20 protein-coding genes and 3 pseudogenes are annotated in these 19,357 nt (G+C 53.7%); 20 read left to right on the forward strand and 3 right to left on the reverse strand.

Translation table 11 applies throughout. The annotated features are described in order from the left end of the window. Positions 1-173, reverse strand: a 173-nt coding sequence (locus tag C7534_RS31345) for a PAAR domain-containing protein (protein WP_177412285.1), incomplete at its 3' end; no start/stop codon positions are given. Between the two features lie 542 nt (positions 174-715). Further along, complete coding sequence (locus C7534_RS31350; RefSeq protein WP_109788169.1) at positions 716-1,291, reverse strand: hypothetical protein; 576 nt, start codon at positions 1,289-1,291, stop codon at positions 716-718. Between the two features lie 568 nt (positions 1,292-1,859). Between C7534_RS31350 and C7534_RS31360 the strand changes: the two genes are divergently transcribed. Next, the gene (locus C7534_RS31360; protein ID WP_109788171.1) at positions 1,860-2,204 is read left to right on the forward strand and encodes a hypothetical protein; all 345 of its coding nucleotides are present in this window, start codon (positions 1,860-1,862) and stop codon (positions 2,202-2,204) included. Positions 2,205-2,208: 4 nt separating this feature from the next. Continuing rightward, positions 2,209-2,844, forward strand: a complete 636-nt coding sequence (locus C7534_RS31365; protein WP_109788172.1) for an AbiTii domain-containing protein — start codon at positions 2,209-2,211, stop codon at positions 2,842-2,844. Between the two features lie 718 nt (positions 2,845-3,562). Here the strand turns inward: C7534_RS31365 and C7534_RS33045 are convergent. Next, positions 3,563-3,667 (reverse strand): annotated as a pseudogene (locus tag C7534_RS33045) (recombinase family protein); the annotation flags it as partial. Positions 3,668-3,729: 62 nt separating this feature from the next. Here C7534_RS33045 and C7534_RS31380 point away from each other — a divergent pair. The 18 genes and pseudogenes from C7534_RS31380 (at position 3,730) to C7534_RS31470 (ending at position 19,294) form a co-directional block, all read left to right on the forward strand. Then, positions 3,730-4,843 (forward strand): annotated as a pseudogene (locus tag C7534_RS31380) (IS3 family transposase). Between the two features lie 494 nt (positions 4,844-5,337). Continuing rightward, complete coding sequence (locus tag C7534_RS31385) at positions 5,338-5,700, forward strand: histone-like nucleoid-structuring protein, MvaT/MvaU family (RefSeq protein WP_109788173.1); 363 nt, start codon at positions 5,338-5,340, stop codon at positions 5,698-5,700. A gap of 286 nt (positions 5,701-5,986) precedes the next feature. Further along, complete coding sequence (gene pcaQ, locus C7534_RS31390) at positions 5,987-6,916, forward strand: pca operon transcription factor PcaQ (protein WP_109788174.1); 930 nt, start codon at positions 5,987-5,989, stop codon at positions 6,914-6,916. Between the two features lie 126 nt (positions 6,917-7,042). Further along, positions 7,043-7,762: a protocatechuate 3,4-dioxygenase subunit beta gene (gene pcaH / locus C7534_RS31395; RefSeq protein ID WP_109788175.1), complete on the forward strand. Its 720-nt coding sequence runs from the start codon at positions 7,043-7,045 to the stop codon at positions 7,760-7,762. Positions 7,763-7,774: 12 nt separating this feature from the next. Continuing rightward, on the forward strand, positions 7,775-8,377 hold the full coding sequence (gene pcaG, locus C7534_RS31400) for a protocatechuate 3,4-dioxygenase subunit alpha (protein ID WP_109788176.1): 603 nt from the start codon (positions 7,775-7,777) through the stop codon (positions 8,375-8,377). Between the two features lie 360 nt (positions 8,378-8,737). Beyond that, a pseudogene (locus tag C7534_RS33050) lies at positions 8,738-9,184 on the forward strand (DNA polymerase beta superfamily protein); the annotation flags it as partial. A 472-nt stretch (positions 9,185-9,656) separates the two neighbouring features. Then, positions 9,657-10,169, forward strand: a complete 513-nt coding sequence (locus C7534_RS31415) for a hypothetical protein (protein WP_109788179.1) — start codon at positions 9,657-9,659, stop codon at positions 10,167-10,169. After that, positions 10,166-11,329: a saccharopine dehydrogenase family protein gene (locus tag C7534_RS31420; RefSeq protein ID WP_109788180.1), complete on the forward strand. Its 1,164-nt coding sequence runs from the start codon at positions 10,166-10,168 to the stop codon at positions 11,327-11,329. Before C7534_RS31415 ends, C7534_RS31420 begins: the two co-directional genes overlap by 4 nt. Further along, positions 11,326-11,790 (forward strand): DUF2269 family protein, encoded by a 465-nt coding sequence (locus tag C7534_RS31425; RefSeq protein ID WP_109788181.1) that lies wholly within the window; start codon positions 11,326-11,328, stop codon positions 11,788-11,790. Before C7534_RS31420 ends, C7534_RS31425 begins: the two co-directional genes overlap by 4 nt. A gap of 275 nt (positions 11,791-12,065) precedes the next feature. Further along, complete coding sequence (locus tag C7534_RS31430) at positions 12,066-13,058, forward strand: DUF2157 domain-containing protein (protein ID WP_109788182.1); 993 nt, start codon at positions 12,066-12,068, stop codon at positions 13,056-13,058. After that, positions 13,055-14,089: a hypothetical protein gene (locus tag C7534_RS31435; protein ID WP_109788183.1), complete on the forward strand. Its 1,035-nt coding sequence runs from the start codon at positions 13,055-13,057 to the stop codon at positions 14,087-14,089. Before C7534_RS31430 ends, C7534_RS31435 begins: the two co-directional genes overlap by 4 nt. 130 nt (positions 14,090-14,219) lie before the next feature. After that, positions 14,220-14,375, forward strand: coding sequence for a hypothetical protein (locus C7534_RS32565; protein WP_158283948.1), 156 nt, complete (start codon positions 14,220-14,222; stop codon positions 14,373-14,375). Positions 14,376-15,193: 818 nt separating this feature from the next. Then, on the forward strand, positions 15,194-15,631 hold the full coding sequence (locus tag C7534_RS31445) for a hypothetical protein (protein WP_109788185.1): 438 nt from the start codon (positions 15,194-15,196) through the stop codon (positions 15,629-15,631). A 108-nt stretch (positions 15,632-15,739) separates the two neighbouring features. Further along, positions 15,740-16,141 carry an AraC family transcriptional regulator ligand-binding domain-containing protein gene (locus C7534_RS33440; protein WP_109788186.1) on the forward strand — a complete coding sequence of 134 codons (402 nt, stop codon included), beginning with the start codon at positions 15,740-15,742 and terminating at the stop codon, positions 16,139-16,141. Between the two features lie 141 nt (positions 16,142-16,282). Then, a complete protein-coding gene (locus C7534_RS31455; RefSeq protein WP_256594857.1) occupies positions 16,283-16,906 on the forward strand; it encodes a helix-turn-helix transcriptional regulator in 624 nt (207 codons plus the stop codon). A gap of 469 nt (positions 16,907-17,375) precedes the next feature. After that, on the forward strand, positions 17,376-17,882 hold the full coding sequence (locus tag C7534_RS31460) for a two-partner secretion domain-containing protein (protein WP_109788188.1): 507 nt from the start codon (positions 17,376-17,378) through the stop codon (positions 17,880-17,882). A 244-nt stretch (positions 17,883-18,126) separates the two neighbouring features. Further along, positions 18,127-18,690 (forward strand): hypothetical protein, encoded by a 564-nt coding sequence (locus tag C7534_RS31465; protein WP_442963240.1) that lies wholly within the window; start codon positions 18,127-18,129, stop codon positions 18,688-18,690. A gap of 16 nt (positions 18,691-18,706) precedes the next feature. Next, a complete protein-coding gene (locus tag C7534_RS31470; protein ID WP_109788190.1) occupies positions 18,707-19,294 on the forward strand; it encodes a hypothetical protein in 588 nt (195 codons plus the stop codon). The last annotated feature ends 63 nt before the right edge of the window (positions 19,295-19,357 follow it).

Genomic DNA, 19,357 nt, shown 5'->3' on the forward strand with positions numbered 1-19,357 from the left:
TGAATCGAGGGAAACCCGGTGGTGATGACCGCGCCACAGCCACACTTATCGCCAACACGAGCAGAGCCCATGAAGTTGATATTTACGTTGGTACTAGCTGAATCAATCGGAGTAGTGCCATGACCTGGTATTGGGCAGACATGTTTGTCACCCAGTCGGGCAGAGGAAATCATGAGTCGTCCTTGAGTCGTTGCGAGGAAATCTACCTTGAGTCTGGGACAGCATGACTCTGGCGGGATGGCTCGGTATAGCCTGTAGGATAACCCTACAATCCTGTCCGATTGGTCAGGATAATCTCTTCGCCAGAATAGGTGAATAGTGGCAAATCGCCTTGAACACTTGGTGGCAGATCACGCGTTACAAAAGAAGGTCGCGACCCTGTATCAGATCCTACCGGCGGCGCCACGACGATGCTGAAGGCGCTAGCCCGGATGGCATAGGCCACTCAGACGCTACAACTCGGTCATCACGTCTTCTTCAACGATGTGCCATAACTACAAGCTGTTGGACACTGATGCCATGGCTCATGGTTGCTCGTGCGCTAGCCTTGCCCTGAGCATGCTCAACGAATTGTCACCATCACAGGCGACTAAGGATTGATTGCGCTGGCAGCTTGCCAAGATTACGTGTGGGAACTGCAAAATTAAGGTCTGGGTTCGTTTGGCAGGACACCGGGGAGGGACAAAAAAATCCCCGCGATTGCGGGGATTTGTTTTTAGTTCATACAGTTTCGACGCTCGTAAATATTTTCAATTTCATCGTCGGAAAAATTAACCATTGCCATGGCTTTCTGAAGGCTTATTGGTAATTTTTTGAGCGCGTCCATATTCAATATTTTGTGTCGTAGAGCATAGTAAAAAAATCTTGTAGCGCTGCTATGGGAGAGAACCATCTCCATGTGGGTCGAGTAGTAGTCTTGAACTACTCTGGAGATCTCCTCGCTTTCAAGTTCCTTTGAACTTAAGACATTCTCTGTCTCTTCTCTAGCTTTCTCAAAGGCCTCAAGAAAATTTGTGTTGTTCCCATTTTTAAGCAGTAAGAAAGATTTATATGCTTGGTCTATTCCAATATTTGGCGCGTATTGCAATAGCATGTTTATTCTTTTGTAGTAGTGCTTAAATACGGCCGAGTCCTCACTTAATGAGTCATTAGCTACCAAGGATATAAGCTTATCCCTGACCGCATACAGGGCATATGTTGCCTTCGTGCGTCGTAGCCGATTCATCACAACGACGAACGCAGCAGTTGCCATGAAGCCGAGGGCTAAAAACACCAAGAAAATCTCTGTCATGTTGATTTTCTCCCTTTCGACGAAATTCTACGTCTCAATACCTGACCTTCCAGGTCAGCCTTCACTTTGCACAGCCTATCAATTTCATCCTGTTTCAGTTGCTGAGTATAGCCACATCCTAGCGCTCCTAAGCTGAAGATAAGCGTGAAAAACGCTGCTGTACAGGCCCAGACGAAAGGTTCCACGACTGCGGCAGCTCCTGACAGCTTCTCCATAATGTAGCCCAAGCTAGAGATTAGCCCAGCATAAAAGCCGAAAGCCATCACTACGCCTCTTACGGTCGCATATTTTTGTAAGAATCTCATTCCGTTTCGAGCTGCCGTACTGACGTAAAAGGTCCGTGATACTACATTGATGGCCTTTTGTCTTCAAGTTCGACTGCAAAGGGGCGCAAGGGTTCCTACCGCCCCCTAATTTGGATGGCTGTTTTGGGGCGCAGGTCACCTTGATGGAGAAAGCTGCATTGGGCGAGGTTATGAAGGGGCAGATAGCGTTTCGAAGTTGCCACGCTTCGAGCGAAACTGGATGATGCAGTGTCAAGTCGCCATCTCGGAGTGAGGCCGCCCCTATGAGCAAAACGAACAACATCTCCATCGGATCGATGCACAACTCGCAAGTGCAGCAAGATGCTCAGCACTCCAGTCAGCATTTCGACCAGAGCGTTCAGCACCTAGATCTGGACGCCTTCTTGAAGGCCTTTTCCCAAGATATTTCAAAGATCAACGATCAGGTCGTTGCACAGGGCCTGCGATCTGACGTCGAGACCATTAGGGTGCAGAACAGTTCGCCGGCTCCGAAGAAGGGCATCATCAAGGAGTGCTTAGGCTCGATCAAAACCGTCTTGGAAGGCGCTGCCGGCAATGTGCTTGCCTCATACCTACCTGCAGTGATTACCTTCATGGGAGCGCTCTAATTCTATGGATAGCCTGGTATTGGAGCTACAAAGCGACGTGCTAGATCGGACAATCCACCTTCCAGATCTGTTGCGTAAAGCATTGCTCGTGTCCAGAAAGCTCAAGATCAAGGACATCGATGAATGGCTCAATGACGAACTGAACGGATACGAAACACGCTCGGTACCCAGCTACCGGATCATCACGGGTGAACTGAAGGCTTTCAATCCGTACAGCGGGTGGATCCCTGTCGACATGGGTGGCGAACTCCACGCATCTATGTGTGAACACCTTGCACGCGACTCAGTGAGCCAGATCATCGATCTGGTGGAGCGTACTGAGATCGGAACGGTGATGGTGAAATTTCCTGCTGGTCTCGACACGGCGTTCAGGAATCTAATGAGGACAGATTTTGAGCCAGCCTTGCACGTGCCTGTACACAAGCTGGTTCGCATCCTGGACGTAACGAAAACCAAGATCATGGACTTTGCCCTGGATCTGGAAGCGCGCGGGATTCTTGGCGAAGGAATTCGCTTCAGCAAAGCCGAGGAACAGCTTGCGCAGTCGATCACACACAATACGATCCACATCGAGAGAATGGAAAACTCTCAACTGCAGCAATCCACAGAGGGATCAGGGCAGATCAGGACTAGACAATAATCAGTGCTTGTTCGGGGCTGCTCGTATTCGAGTGCTGATTGTGCATACCCGACCAAGTTCGAAATCCCACCTGGGTGCTCCCTACGCAGGTGGACACCGCCGACAGCCTGACGGGCCCATTCTGGTCGCGTCGTAGCGAGTCGCTAATCATCAGGACTCGACCGTGCTCATTGAACGGATTTGTTTACTGTGCCGCTTCTGGCTGTTTTCTGCCTGTTGCGTCTAGCTGAAAACGGCCCATAGCTACTCGAGCTGATGGAAGTCGTCACGTGTCCTGGGATCCGTGGTTCCACCGCGGCAGTCATGACCGAGCATGGGCTTCTGTCCAGGAAAAAAGACCAGAGACTCCGCTTCGAATGCGAACGACAAGTCTTGCATCGTGACCGGTCGCAATGCCCCTCGACTTTCTTCAAGTTTCCTGATTGCCTTAACTGAAACCCCGGACCGAAATGAGTGTGCCTCTACTGACCAGTTCAGCATGGCGCGGGCGGCGCAGTGGGCTGTCGAGAAGGAAAGCGGTAGATCCATGAATGGGGCCGGTCCCCATTCGACTCCCCCCTCCTTTAACGCTCTGATTTGTTCAAGGTTGATAATTTTTCCCGGCATCACACAATTTCCATAATACTGATTGTTTGTACAGCAAAGCATGCAGATAGGAATTCCATAGCCTCATGTTGAAACTGGAGGAGCCACGGTTGAACGCCAATGGAAGGGGACAGGTGGTCATCAAATCAATCAGCATGTTGCTGATCACAACCATGATTTGCCCAGTGATTCCTTTCGGTTCAACGAGCATGTGACTGGTAAGCAGATCAACTACAACTGAATCGCCCCGGGTTTCGTAGATAACTCCATGTCTCAAAATGAGGCCAATTAGGAGGTGCCATGAGCAACCCGCGTTACCCCGAAGAATTTAAAATCCAAGCGGTCAATCAAGTGACCGAAAAGAAACTGACTGTTGCTGATGTAGCTGCACGTGTTGGCGTGTCAACGCATAGCCTCTATGCCTGGATAAAGCGTACAGCAAACCTCAACAAGAACGGCAGCAGGATGATGATCAGCACGCTGAGCTGCGTCGTCTGCGAGCGGAACTCAAGCGGCTCACTGAAGAGCGAGGTTTTTTCAAAAAAAGGCCGCCGCGTACTTTGCCAAGGAGTGCGGCTGAAGTACGCCTTTATCTAGCAACGAGCGGGTGACTATTCCATTCGGTGGCTTTGCCTGACGCTGAAAGTCCATCCCAGTGGCGATTACACCTGGCTGTCTGAGCCGCAATCAGCAAGCGCTAAAGACGACCAGCGATTGCTGGTTTTGATCAAGCAATCGTGGCTGGAGAGCGGTGGAGTTTATGGCTGTCGCAAGATCCATGACGATCTGCGCGAGGTCGGTGAAGATTGTGGTCGGCATCGGGTGGGGAGGCTGATGTTTCTTGAAGGTCTGTGCTCTCACACAGGATATCGACGCCGTCCCGGCAAGTACGGGGTAAGCCAACGGTCGCCTCACCCAATTTGCTGAAGCAATAGTTCGATGCCGTGGAGCCCAACAAGATTTGGGCCACCGATATCACCTACATTCGTACGTTTGAAGGCTGGTTGTATTTGGTTGTGGTGCTGGATCTGTTTTCTCGTCAGATCGTTGGCTGGTCAATGAAGTCGCAGATGGTTTGGAGGCGAAAACCGAAGCAGGAGGTGATAGTTCACTCCGACCAAGACCGCCAGTACAGCAGCTCCGCTGGGCGCAGTTTTTTGAAGGTGAACAATTTGTTTGCCAGTATGAGTCGCCGAGGTAACTGTCACGACAATGCTGTGGCCGAGAGCTTTTTTCCAGCTTCTAAAGCGGGAACGGATCAAGCGGAAAATCTACACCACACGGGAATGCTCGTAGTGATGTGTTCGATTACATCGAAATGTTCTACAACGCAAAACGCCGGCATGGTTTCAACAATCAGCTGTCACCGGTAGAATTTGAAAAGCGTTACGCAATGAGCTTGCAAGATATCTAGAAAAACCGGGGCGATTCAACCCTTGTTGGCCTCCCAACCGTCCTGCACTTTGCCTTCCTTCTCAACACAGGGCACTTGTTCGACATTCGTGTCCCGAACTGAGTGTTGGTTTTGGGCGAAACGAAACGCATCGTTGGCCTAGGAGCTGCGTGCCAGATCTTGCTTTACCGGAATACACGGCAGCTTTCGTAACGCGTCAATATGTCCTGCGAGGTTGAGTCGGGCTAAAGAGACTCGGGCTTCACCTGCGCGGCTCCTAGGTGGGCGTTCTTGGACAAAACTCGTTCAACCGCCGCCGCGACGCAAAGCAGAATCGACAACGCCAAGATCGCTGCAGGCCTGCTGCTTCGCGTTTGAGCTCAGCGACGCTGATGTTGACCACGAGAGTACTGGAATCTTCACTCCCCAGGATGCTCTATGGATGTGTTAGGAGATGCTGCTGGCTCGGGCTTGTTTCGCATATACTTCAGACAACTAAAAACGGGAGTACAGATATGTCCAAGCTAATTGAGTTTCGTGAGCTGGAAAAACATTTGGCTGAGCAATTGGCTGCGCTTGAGACAATGAAAAGCGACACTGGCTTGAAGCGCGAAATTGAATTTGAAAAAAAATTACGTGATTTGCTGAGTGAGTACGGATACAGCTTGAAAAACATCATTGCGTTGTTTGATCCCTACGCTTCCCATCAGCCGCGCGTTGAATCGGGGATTAAAAGTCGCAAGGCTCGTGCAGTGAAGGTCTACAAAAATCCGCACTCGGGTGAGTTGGTGGAAACGAAGGGTGGCAACCATAAAACCTTGAAGCAGTGGAAGAGTCAGTACGGCGCTAACACCGTCGAGTCTTGGTTGACCAAGTAAGCCCCAAAGAGGAAATGAGGTAGCCTCCGTTTGACGCTCGCACGCGTTCACACACAGGAGGCTTTACCCTGCATCGTTAGATGTGATCGCTACAAAATGGTTATTGAGATCGTGTCGCGGCGCAGAAAGGGGAGGGCGTAAGCACGAAAGAATCATTCCCGGTTTACTCCGTGAACAGTGCTCTGCACCGCAGGCAGGCTCGGCGGCTAGCTCTTGGAAGTTCAACCGCTCAAACTCTTCATATCCAGCACTCATGGATGTCATGCCACGAAGGAAAAGCGTTCGATTGAACATCGATACACGAATCAAATTCCGTCATCTGGTGTGTTTTCTCGAGGTGGCGCGCCAGGGCAGTCTGGCACGTGCTTGCGACCAATTGGCAATCAGTCAACCAGCGCTTTCCAAGTCGCTCAAGGAGTTGGAATCCCTGCTCGAAGCCACCCTGTTTGAACGGGGCAAAAAGGGCTCGACGCTGACTGATGCGGGCGTGGCCTTTTTGCGCTATGCCGCACCGAGCGTGCAATCGCTTCGCGAAGGAGTCAACAGTTTGCGCTCCGGCGTGCATCAGCCCATTACTGTGCAGTTGGGCGTACTGTCCACCGTCGAAAGTCTGTTGGTGCCGGAAATTGTGTGCCGTTTGCATGCCCGACACTCCGCGTTGGTGCTCAGTGTCGTGACCGGGCCGAGCGCCTACCTGCTGACGCGCCTGCGGGTCGGTGAGTTGGACCTGGTGGTAGGCAGAATGACCGATAGCCCGCTGATTCAGGGGGTGGCGTTCGAACACCTCTACAGCGAATCCATGACCTTGGTCGTACGCAACGGCCATCCCGCGCTCGCTGACTCACCGGGGCATAAACATCTGGAGGACTATCCGTTGGTTTTGCCGTCCGCGGGGACAACGATCCGCAAATTCGCCGACAGCCTGTTTGTGCAGCACGGAATAACGCCATCTCGACAGCGCCTTGAGACGTTGTCTATAGCCCTGAGTCGGCGTTATGTGCAAAGCAGTCAGGCCATCTGGGTCGCCCCCCTTGATGCCGTCAGGCAGGACTTGAGTCAAGGTGAGTTGGTTGAACTGGACCTGGGAATGCGTGAGCAGGGGGGCTCCGTGGGCTTCTGCTCAAATCCGGCGGTGCCGGTATCACAGGCGGCGCAATGGTGCGTAGAGGCGCTGCGCGAGGTTGGGCAGGAATATCGGGAAGGGAAGCATTCATAACCATTTAGATATCTATAAGGGTGTTTTTTTCAATTTCTGGTTGGACCGTTTGAGAGGACAGTAGGTAACGGGGCGCTGCCAAGTCAGTGCCCGACTTAGTCCAACCATAACAACAGGAAAAACGACATGTCTGATGCGCACGACAGCCGCTTTGTCATACGTGACCGTAATTGGCATCCCAAAGCCCTGACACCGGACTACAAGACATCCATCCTGCGATCTCCCCGCCAAGCACTGGTGAGTATCCCCCAGTCATTATCCGAAACCAGCGGCCCGGATTTTTCCCACCTGAAGTTGGGTCAGTACGATAACGATCTGCTGTTGAACTTCAATCATGGTGGTCTGCCGATCGGAGAGCGGATCATCGTCGCAGGTCGAGTGTGTGATCAGTACGGAAAGCCGATCCCGCATACTTTAGTGGAGATGTGGCAGGCCAATGCCGGTGGCCGTTACCGACATAAAAAAGACAGCTACTTGGCCCCGCTTGACCCGAATTTCGGTGGTGTCGGTCGTGCATTGACCGACTGCGATGGTAATTACAGTTTCCGCACAGTCAAGCCCGGCCCCTACCCCTGGCGTAATGGTCCCAATGAATGGCGCCCGGCCCACATCCATGTCTCCATCAGTGGCTCGTCCATCTCCACGCGTTTGATTACGCAGCTGTATTTCGAGGGTGACCCGCTTATACCAATGTGCCCGATCGTCAAGTCGATCGCGAATCAGGAAGCAGTGCAGAGCTTGATCGCCAGACTGGATATGAGCATGGCTAATCCCATGGATTGCCTGGCTTACCGCTTTGATATCGTTCTGCGCGGTCAGCGCAAGACCCACTTCGAAAACTGCTGAGGAGGCCTGCGTATGCCCGTTCAACTTCTGCCGGAAACCCCATCGCAAACAGCCGGCCCTTATGTCCACATCGGTCTGGCGCTGGAAGCTGCCGGCAACACGCCGCGTCAGCAGGAAATCTGGAGCGAGATGGCCAAGCCTGGCGCGCCAGGTGAACACATTCTATTGGTGGGTCATGTCCATGACGGGAATGGTCAGCTGATCCGGGACGCTTTTCTGGAGTTCTGGCAGGCCAATCACGAGGGTGTCTACGACAGCGCCTACGATCTGGAAAAACCGTTCAACGGGTTTGGTCGTACCGCCACTACCGATGTCGGTGAATGGACGATCAAAACATTGAAGCCCGGCAGGGTGAAAAATGCCTCGGGCGTTCCGACGGCGCCGCATATCAACGTGGCGCTATTTGCGCGCGGCATCAATATTCACTTGCAAACCCGTCTGTATTTCGACGATGAACCCGAAGTCAATGCACTGGACTCGGTATTGAATCTGATCGAGCAGCCCCATCGTCGCGAATCCCTGATCGCGAGGCGCTGTACGGTGGATGGCAAGTTGGCGTACCGCTTCGATATTCATGTTCAGGGCGTAGCAGAAACCGTGTTTTTCGACTTCTGATGCATTAGGCCAGGTGTTGAGAAACAGGAGCTCAACACCTGAGCGTTCGTCCACCTATGCCCACTGCAATACCAACTCACCTGCCATCGATCGCAATCGCAAGATATTCAGCAACGCGACTACCGCCATCACAGCAACACGAAGCAATGTCAGCTGAGTCGACCGTTTCTGTGATTCCGGTATTGCCATGGATACTCATTGAAAGGCGCAGCAGCAATGCGCCCGTGGAAACTCCCCGTTGTGAGGGTTTCGCCAGTATAAGAAGGCGGTTTCTCATAAGTGGTGCCCGATTTGCGATGAGCTGGGCATCTGTGGCTGAGAGTTACGCAAAGCCCTGGGGTTGCTTAAAAAGGCAATACCGCGCTGATTGAAAGGCTGGATTCGCCAGTGGCTTACAAAACCCACAGGGGTTTCCTGTCCACCACGCGCGAAGCGGCCCGACTGCCCCAAGCCAGGCGCTCGTTTCATCATTACCTGCACATGGCGCGCCAGAGCTACCGCGAGCATTTAGGTAGCGAGTGCGTACGCCTGAAATGATACTTTTATGCTCAGCGCCCACTTATGGCGTGCCGCTGGCTGGAGCAGCAGCACGGACTGGTGCCGATGCGCTTCAGTGAGCCGCTCAAGGCCTCCGCGCCAGACGCAGACGCAGACGTGCGCGCGAGCATTGAGCAATTGCTGGTGCGCAAGCGAACGGCGAATGAAATACAAGATATGCCGCCGCTACGCATCCTTAACGCCTATATAGAACGTGAATTGACGCGGCTGGAATCAGCGTCGCGGGGCGCTCGCTCGGAGAGTAAATAATGGGGCTGCGCCGACACGGGTCAATTCACTGGTCGCAAAGACGCTCTGTACCTGCCTCTCACCCCCGTTGCTAAAATGGGGTGAAAAAGCTTTTCACAGGTTGCCGGTAAAGACACGACGGATCGTCAGCAAAAACTCACTATTCAAACAACCATACGTCATCGGTTTGAAGCGTTTTCCCTGCGGAACAACACCGTCACGAAACACTTAGGCGCAGTACCCTGTATTGCGACCGTCGAAATTTGCCGTAACGAACTAGGGGCGACTGGCGTGATGTGTATCCTGACTGGCACAAAGGGTCGCGCGTCTCAGGGCAGCCTTTGTTTATCCTCACCCAAGTTTGACTACTCACTGTTCTTCACCGATAGGGCGCTCCTTGTCGGTCAGGGACTTTGTCATTCCTTTCGTTGCTGACCTGCGGGTGCTCCACGTCGTTAGCATATATAACAAGCTGGAATGGACAGTTTTCCGTATGAATTCAACTCAAGCGATCAATCAGGACTCCCATTGTGCAGGCGCTCGTATTTTCTTGACTGTTGCCTCATTCGCCGCGGTGGTTGCTCTTTGGATTGCACCGGTTAATGCGCACGCCTGTAAAGTTTTGAACCATGGGGTCGCTGAATTTTGGGCTCACCGGAACGAGCGTCAAGTTGTGTTCCAAGGAAAAGTGCGCTCCGTCGTCGCAATAGAGGGTAAACGGAAGGATGGCCAGGTTGACAACGGCCAAGGAATCCAGTTTGAACCAATTCGCTGGCGGCGCGGCGGCGCGGGTAATCAACTGGTTAAAGCACGAAGCTGGGAAATAAATGATGATGGCTGGAGTTGTATCAATCAATTTTCTTTTCACGTCACTGAGGGAGACGAACTGCTTGTTGTTGGTGAGATGGATGCAGGCTTCGTAGTGCCCTCCTATTTACTCAGCAAGCGCATGGTTGATGGGGGCGTGCCTGAGAACTATCTCTCCGTATTTGCATCGACGCCATGAAATCCCCTCCCGCTGGCACTGAGCCTCAGTCGAGGACTGAGGAGTTAACTCATCGCGCCTCACACGTCATTCTTGTCTTGGGTGGTTACGGATTCTTCGGTGAACGCATCTGCGGAGTCCTGGCACGCAATGAGCGAGTCCACCTTATCATTGGTGGTCGCGACGGTGTCCGTGCCCGCAAAGCGGTGCGTGCACTGGGCCTGCCCTCAACCCAGGGGGTGGCGATCGATGCGAGCGATCCTGCGCTAGCGGAGCGACTTGCCGGACTGGGTGTGCGGACGGTGATCCATACCGCAGGACCGTTCCAGGGACAAGACTACGCCGTCGCGCGGGCTGCCATTACCGCCGGTGCCAACTATATCGACCTGGCCGATGGGCGCGATTTCGTAGCAGGTATCGCCCTGCTCGATGCTGAGGCGCGTGTCGCGGGCGTATTTGTCACCAGTGGCGCAAGTTCCCTGCCAGCCTTGTCTTCGGCGGTAGTTGATCGCTACGCAAGCCGGTTCGGTAAACTCCAGTCGGTTCGTCATGGGATTGCATCCGGCGCGCGCGCTCCCGGCATTGCCACCATGCGCGGCGTATTCAGCTATTGCGGCAAGCCTTTCAATCGCCTAGAAAATGGGCATTGGGGGCCGACGCACGGTTGGCAAGACATGATTTGTCACCGCTTCCCATCGCCGGTTGGCAGGCGATTGCTCGGCAGTTGTGATGTGCCGGACCTCATCTTGTTCCCTGCGCGCTATCCGGACGTGCAGACGGTTACATTTCAAGCTGGCTTCGCCAGTCCGGCCGGACACCTGTTCGTCTGGGCTGCCTCTCATCTGGTGCGATTTCACTTGATGCATAGCCTTTTACCCTTAGTCGCGCCACTACATCGTATTAGCCGCTGGCTCGAATCGTTCGTCAGCGACAAAGGCGCCATGTTTGTTTCGATGGCGGGCACCGACACCAAGGGGCAACCGCTCGACCTCCATTGGTATCTAATCGCGACACGCAATCACGGCCCCCATATTCCCTGTGGCGCGTCGATCGCGCTCGCTCGTAAGCTGGCGAACGGTGAGCAGCTGCCCTCGGGAGCCATGCCTTGCATGGGGTTGCTTTCGGTCGACGAATATCTCAACGCGCTCGACGGCTTCGATGTACGCGAGGTGCCTGCATGAATGGCTATCTCGTCATTAAGTGCCTCCACATTCTCAGTGCCACAGTGTTGATGGGAACGGGTGTCGGCATTGCCTGGTTCAAGTGGATGGCCGACCGCAGTGGCGATGTACGCGCCATCCGCATCACGAACGAGCACACTGTCATCGCTGATTTAATGTTCACGACGCCTGCAGTGCTGCTGCAGCCCATTACCGGCTTGGCGTTGATCCACCTGGCAGGCTATCCGCACAGTGGCTGGCCCATCTACGCGATGTGTCTCTACCTTTTGGCTGGCGCATGCTGGCTTCCGGTGATCTGGTTGCAGGTACGTATGCGCGACCTCGCGCGCGCAGCCGACGCGTTGAGTGCTCCATTGTCACCGCAGTACTGGCGCTACGCACGAATTTGGTTCTGGCTTGGATTGCCGGCCTTTTCGGGGTTGATCGTAGTGTTCTGGCTAATGGTTGGAAAGCCAGCCTAAGCCTTGACGATGCATATGACGGGCGCCGGCTCGACGGGCTTTTAGAATGATGAGTCACGCTGCGCAAGCAGCATTAACAACACACGCCGGCTTCTTCAGATGAGCTTTTCAGTGGCGTGCCCCCTTGTACTTACCCCGCGATGTTGGTGATGGGGCACGTGACTCCGTGAAGAAGCGATTGCTGCTGCCGATGAAACACGTACTACAGAAGAAGTGTTAGCACCCATGAACCTACACCGTCCCATCATGCGAACAATAACGCGGATCCTGACACCATGAAAAACACCACACCGCAGATGATGATTTACGAAATTGCCGATTGGCATCACCAAGGCCTGATCGACCGGCAGACCCAGGACCTGTTGAGCGCGCCGTACCAACGGCCGAACCAACTGTTGTCGACGGCATTGCAATGGCTGGCGATTGGTGCACTTTTGCTAATCGGCATGGCCATCCTGGGGGGGGTGGGCTTACTGAGTGAATCCTTTTTGCTGGCGGCTGTACTTTGTTTTATCAGCGGCGGGGTGTTGTGGTGGATGGGAGTACGCCTGGCTCGCGACCCGGCCGGCCGCATGCCGCTGACCGGGATTGTGATTTTGACGGTGGGGCTGATGCTGATTTGTGGCAGCCTGATACTCGGCGAAACCTATTTCGATGAAGGAGCGTTTGTTCACCTCCCAAGGGGGCTGCTGGTTACTGCCGTCTTGAGTGTGGCTACCGCTTATCGTTATCGCCTGCGTTGGCCATTGCTGTTAGGACTGCTGTGCGCTTTTCACGGGTTGGGCTCCTGGGAACAATATGCGGGCGGTGGCGGTTATGTGTTCGAGATCCTCGATCAGCGCCTCATGGCGGTGGTTGCCGGGCTGGTCGCGCTCACTGGGCTTTGGCATCAGCGTGCTGAAGTTCGAGCGCTGCGCCACCACAGTGGCTTCGGGCGCTTGTATGTCATTTTCGGACTGCTCTATTTTAACTGTTCGTTGTGGTTTCTGAGCCTAGATAATTACGATTCACCCCAGGCTGGACTCTGGGTACTGCTTTTCACCTTGGCGATAATCAGTCAATTAGTGATCGGTGCGCGCTTTAAACACCCCAGCTTCACTGGCTTCGGCGTGGTCTTTCTGGGCATCGACCTCTACACACGATTCTACGAGTACTCCTCGGATCGCTTTAGCGGCGCAACTTTTTTTGCCGTGGCTGGAGTGATCGGGGTTTTGCTGGGATGGTTGTTCGAGCGTGCTGCGCAACGCGCCCGGGAAGATCGCTCATGAATCCGGATCGCCGCAATCGCCAAATTCACAACGCTCTCGATCAATGGCTGCGCAATGGCCAAATTGATACCACTACGCACGGCTGTATCGGTGAGCTGTATCCGCTAACCCAATGGGATTGGCGTTCGCTCGGTCGCTGGTTTCTAACGTTCGGAGCGATCAGTCTGGCGGCCGGCTTGCTGCTGTTTCTGCAGGAGCATGTGACGTTCACCCTAGTCACATTGGCCGTCAGCCTGTCATCGCTGACCCTGGGGCTTTTCGTTGTCGGGCGTTGGTTGCCGGGAAAAGGGCTGAGGATGTTGGGTAGTACCGCCGTGTTGCTAGGCGGCCTTGCACTGATTGGCGTCAGTTTTGTGCTGGGCATGATCTATTCGGATGGTTCCGGTAATTGGCCAGCTTTGTTGCTGATCGATTTGCTGATTTTGCTGGTGCTCAGCTATGCCCTGGGCAATGTATTACTGCTGACATTATGCAGCGTATTATTTTTTGTCTGGTTTGGTGGTCGCACCGGCTATGTGTCCGGCTGGAGTGCCTACTGGTTTGGTATGAACTATCCGCTACGCTTTCTCAGCGCTGCGGGGGCACTGATTGCTGCGGGAGCCGTACATCTGCGTTGTGAAGTCAGCTTGCTTGCCCGCTTCCGAGGGTTTGCCAAGGTGTGGATTTCCTGTGGCCTATTTGTCGGCGAAATGTCCTTGTGGCTGCTGTCGTTATTCGGTAGTTACGACTTGATCGAAGGTCCGTGGCATTTTGCCGAAAACGGTGAACTGCTGATGTTCAATTTCCTCTGGGCGCTGGTCAGCCTCAGCGTGCTGGCGGTGGGGGTGCGCCGGCGATTTGGGATGCTGATCGGCTATGGGGTGACGTTTTTGATCATCCAACTGTATACCTTGTTCTTCACCCAATTCGCCGAAACTCTAGGTTGGCTGGCCAGCGTGCTGATTGCTGGCGGTAGTTTACTAGCCTTGGTGGTCGGGCTGGAGTCGCAGAGGCAAAAACGGCGATCTTCGAAGTCGGAGGTCAGAGCTTGACGCAGAAGGTTCGGGACGTTTGGCGTAGCGGGGTGAACTGATGACTGATTTCGCGAACATCATTTAATTCATTGGATAACGTCTTCGCACTGCAATCACGCCTGCGCCTATGCAAGCGGCTCGACTTTAAATGCCTATCGAAATTACGGGGGGGGCATGTGATGCCGCAGGCCATCGCTCGCTCATCAACGGCATCAACGGCATCAACGGTATCAACGGCATCAACGGCATCAACGAGCGAGTCGCTGGTAGCTTAAATGGGCCTTGGATTTACGGCCTGAAATGATGTCCTGATGTCCGTAGGTAGGCCACCAAAACCCGGAGCCAACATTATTGTAGACACTGTGCCAGCTGTGGCCGCGGTGGCACAGCCAATGCATTTTCTGTCAACTATTGCGGTATGTCGTCGACAGCTATTGGCGTCCCCGTTCCACGGCCGTGTGGAGGGATTCATGAATTCCCAGGTGCTGTTTTTGGATAATTAAATCTGTCGCGGCATCTCGGCTATCAACTACGCAACCGCGCAGGAGAGATGTAATCCACCATCATTATCCCTCCTTGAGGCGATGCAACAGCTGATCAGGGGCTTCGCCTGGGGTCAGTCTGCGGACTGGCACCTATCGATGCGCAGCCGATAGCCAGCATGGGGTTGCTTATCTTTATCGGGTCATGCTTGTACCCAGCCCTCGGTCAGCGCAGCCTACTTGCGGTAGTGTTCGCTTTCCCTTCGCGCGGCTTGCACGGGCGACTGATGAGTATTGGTGGGGGGGGGGGGGGCTGCCCCGGCCCGCTCTAAGCTACCTGCCATCAGTCGCCATTGCTCAAATCAGGGGTTAGGCTTACGATATGGTCACAACCCCTCAGGAGGGATTCAGATGCTTATATATAGCAACTCGACTGCCTCGGGCCAGCCGAAACCAAGGCGCCGTGTGCACAAGGACAAGATCGATCCTGTTGCCGTGGTTTCTGAGGCCGCCCGCGTTGGTGATTCGCATTTCCAGCGTTTCGTCGAAACCGGCAAGCTTCAGCGCTCCCCTCGGTCGCAGAAGGCACGTCCAACAGTTAGCCGGGAATGGCAGGAGCCATCTCTCTAAGTGAGGCTGTTTGCAGTACGCCAAGATTCTCGTAACGCCCGAATTCATGGAGCTCCCTACCTGGTATGAGCTCTTTGTAGACTTTTACAACTTCAAGGTTTGCGGCGACCACCCCGCCTACTGGGGCCGCGATGCTACGCTCTACCAGAAGCCTCTTGGCAAGGTTCAACTTACCGATTCCCCTGCGGTTCTCCAACGTTGGGAGAAAATTTCTGATCCTTTCTATCGGAAGGTGAAGATTTCGGAAGGTGAGCACGATCTCTGGTTGCTGTACGCCTACGACGCACTCACCAACTGCTACCTCATGCTTAATGTCTTCGGCCCGAATGCACACGAGCACCCGAAGTTCCAAGCCTATGTCCGCGAGCTTCAAGACAAAATTGTCCAACCTTGGATCAAGGGCCGCTATGGCGCGGCTTTCGAACCACCGGAAGACTACGAACCTTAGTCAGAAAGCCTGGTCGTCACCGAGCGTTTGCTTCCGGTCGCCAGCCTTTTGGCTTGTTAGAGGCTTCCCTTTGACGGCGGTCGTGGTAAGACCGCGGTGGGGTATGCCATGGCCGATTTCGGTTTTTCGCTGATCGTTGGCACGTGTCGGACGAACCTCCACGCCCCATTGCCTCTGCGCTCTGTTCACCTGAAGCGGCCATGCCCTAGCGACCGCTCATCTTACGAACGCTTTTTCGAGTGTGAAGTGGTTTTTGAGGCCGAGAACGATAGCTTTGTCCTGCCTTGGACAGTAGTGAATCGAACATTACCCACCGGGAATGCCGTATTTACCCAGTTCTTTGATGACATTCTCGTCAGTGAGTTAGCCAGGTTGTCAGGTTGTCAGGTTGTCAGGTTCGGACTTGGTAATGTCGGGGTACTGACGCGGGCATTAAGAAAGGTGCGAGACACGAAAAACCCCTTAAAAGCGTCCGAAAACGGTAACCACACAACCGCAAAGTATCCATAAGTCTTACAGCTGGTTTTCGCCATGGTTACGAAGGCTGACCGAAAATTATCGGTTTCGGACACTTGGGCAATCCGCTATCGGAGATTTCTTCCAGAGAAACTGTCGACGGGTGAACGCAGTGAGGATCGTTTGGCGGAGGCGATGGCCATGAGTCGTCGATCCCTGCAACGCAAGCTCGCGGAGCGTGGCGTGAGCTACCGGATCCTTTTAGACCGGCTTCGTCACGACCTGGCAAAAAGGTACCTCATCACGCCGTCAACCTCGTTGACGGATATTGCGTTTCTTCTCGGATTTTCCGAGCACAGTGCCTTCGCGCGAGCCTTTAAACGATGGCAGGGATCTCTCCGTCGGGCTTTCGCGTTCTCCAGGTTACTCAGTAGGGGGATGAATCCAACGGAGCGGAGACGCACGCCAAGCCATTCGCTAAAATGCTGGTGTAGACGCGATTATCGGGAGTTAGATATTTCCGAGTGTGCACTCATCAAAGCTGAGCAGAAATATGTTATTGGTGTTCTGCCAGATGGCGTCGAGTGGTTTCTACCGCATAAAACCAGCGTCGAGGGTGTGGAGCTGGCAGCACTGCAATTTATGCGGGTAAGCCGTTCGGCACTTGTGGCTCCAGCCCATGTCCTGGGAGTTTCTGGCCACTCAAAAAAACGTACCTTGCACACTTCTGTGGGTGACTATCGATTGTCCCGATTGGTGCGGCTGGAGACGGTAATGGCTGCAGCTCAGTCCAATGCAGGGAAAATCAGACCGTTATAATGGCTGCAATTGGTTTCGCGTACTTTGAATTCCGTTTTCTGTGGTTCCCCCATTTAGGCTTAGCCTCTGAGCGAGCTAAACCGCGCCACCCGCCCAGACGTCCCATCTCCACGCGCGAAGCTATTTCGTGGCGAGCCTCTGTGAGCACAACACGTTCTTCCCTAAACGATGGTTGACGGTGTCCAACACTTTCGTGATTACCTTCGGGATCACGCAGTTAAAGTGGTACTGACCGCATAGTGCGGCATTGTTTCCCAAGGCCAAACTTTGCTATCCACTGCTGTCTGTCGCTACTGCCAATTTTGGCAAGTTGGCATAATCGGTGGTCCGTTTGGCGCAGATTGGCGATCTTTAAAGGGACGATGTTTTTTATTATCAAAGTTAGAGCCTGGCTCTGTCCCAGCCTGGGCGTATCTATTCAGGCTTTCCTTTTCGCGGCCACGCGTTGTGCCTTGTTTGAGGGCTTGATATGGACGTCCGCCTGTTGGCCCTACCGGATTCCCCATCGGCGGCCGTTGCCTTGTCGGGTGAGCACTTCTGTGGTCTGCCCAAGCGCGGACCGGCCCAGTTGCTGGCCAACGTCATGTCCGGGCAAGCATTCTGGAACCAGACCGACGGCCTCTTGCTTATTACATCAGGTTTCACGCCGGAACACGCAGGCAATGGCGTGCCCATCGTCAACATCGCCGCGCCCAATACTAGTTGTCTGTCGCAGAACCGCCTTCATGAGTACAGCGTTGGTACTGAAGGCTTGCTGGCAAAGAAGCCCACGCAAAGTACGCAACGCGACGGGAGCATTCTCGGTAACCCCAGCCTGCGCGGCACCGCTGCCATTACCATCCTCAACGAGGTCGACGGTGGCTCTGCCAGCCAGTTTCGCGGCTATGTCGAAGCAGCGGGAAGGTCAATCCATGTGACTGTTTCAAGTTTTTCGGTCTTTAACGAAATGCGTGGGCATGCGGGAGATTCTATATAAGGGGAAATAGGCGCGAGAAACGTCGGCGTACCAACTGATCTAGCTAGTGGCGCAGAAAGTCACTTTTGATAGTTTAAGAAACTTAAAATTTCGAATTTGTTCGGCATCTTAAATATACCGACTTAATCATAACGATTGTTGTGCTCTGACGGTGATTTTTAGATGTGTGCGGGATTTTTATACATAAGGATATTTTGTGTTTAGAGCAATTTTCAAGGCTGTGATTTTTATCGCTCCTTTATCGATGATGGGCTGTGTTTCCTATAACGTAACCGGTCCGCTGGGTGCTCCGCTCCACCCAGCTCCTATCAGCAGTCCCCGTACCGCACAAATTTTCGATGTGATGATTTCCGCTTCAGGTATCGATGACGGAACACGTACGGCCATTAGCCGCTCACTCACTGCTCAACTCAACCAATACGTTCAGGCAGGCAGATATTTCAAACAAGTCACGGAATACCCCTCGCGCCTGGGTGAGAACGATGTATTGCTTAAGTTTAATATGACGTCCCTCAAAGGACATCGCAGCCCGCACCCAGGTTACTTCCCTGGAGCGTTGCTGACCCTGACGTTATGGATTTGGGTCAACGGACCTGTCTATGTAGATCGTTTCGATGTCGCAGGTGATCTGGTGATCGTTGACCGTGACGGTAAAGAATTGGCAGCTGCGAAGGAGCAAATCAAGTTCGAGCACAATGTCGGCCTGTATAGCAGCGAATATTGGGCGCCAACGATGGGAGCCAAGCAGCTGAACGAACTAGTTACACAACTGCTAGATACTGCCACCGCACACTTGGCAGAACAATAAATCAAAGGAGAGTTATATGTTGGATTTCATTAAATACAGCCTCATGTTTACAGTCGTTTTACTGACAGGTTGCATGTCCTACTCACAGCACGAACTGGCCCCTGTGCAAGCTTGGCCGCCAACAGCTAATGCACCGCAGCAGAAGCCGACGGCATTCGTGCGCACCACTGCGATGTATCAGGTCAATGGTGGACCGGCCAACGCCGCTGCCGGGGCTCCCACCGCCAAGTGGGAAGCGGCGGTTACTGAGTCGTTCCGCCAGTCCGGACGCTTTGCTCGGGTCAGTACCGACAAGGTCGAATCAGATATCTATGCCGAAGCGACTTTGTACAACAACGAACAGTTCAGTATGGCCTCCGCCATCATTACAGGTGCCACGTTCTTCATCATCCCCTCTACAGCGAAGAACACCTTCACCCTGGAAACCGTGTTCAAGGACAAGAACGGCAAAGAACTGGGGCGTGTCCGCAAGAGTGAGTCGGTACGTACCTGGATGCACCTACTGTTGATCGTCGCGATCCCCTTCCAGCAAGACACCGGCAATATAGTCGAATCACTTACCCGCAGCACCCTGAACGAAGCGGTGCAGCGTAGTTTGCTGTAGGTTGGAAAAAATCCTCTGATCCGCGAAAACACTTTGTGAACGCTTGCGCTCGTAAGGTGTGCC

This window comes from Pseudomonas sp. OV226, assembly GCF_003148705.1.
GTDB lineage: Bacteria > Pseudomonadota > Gammaproteobacteria > Pseudomonadales > Pseudomonadaceae > Aquipseudomonas.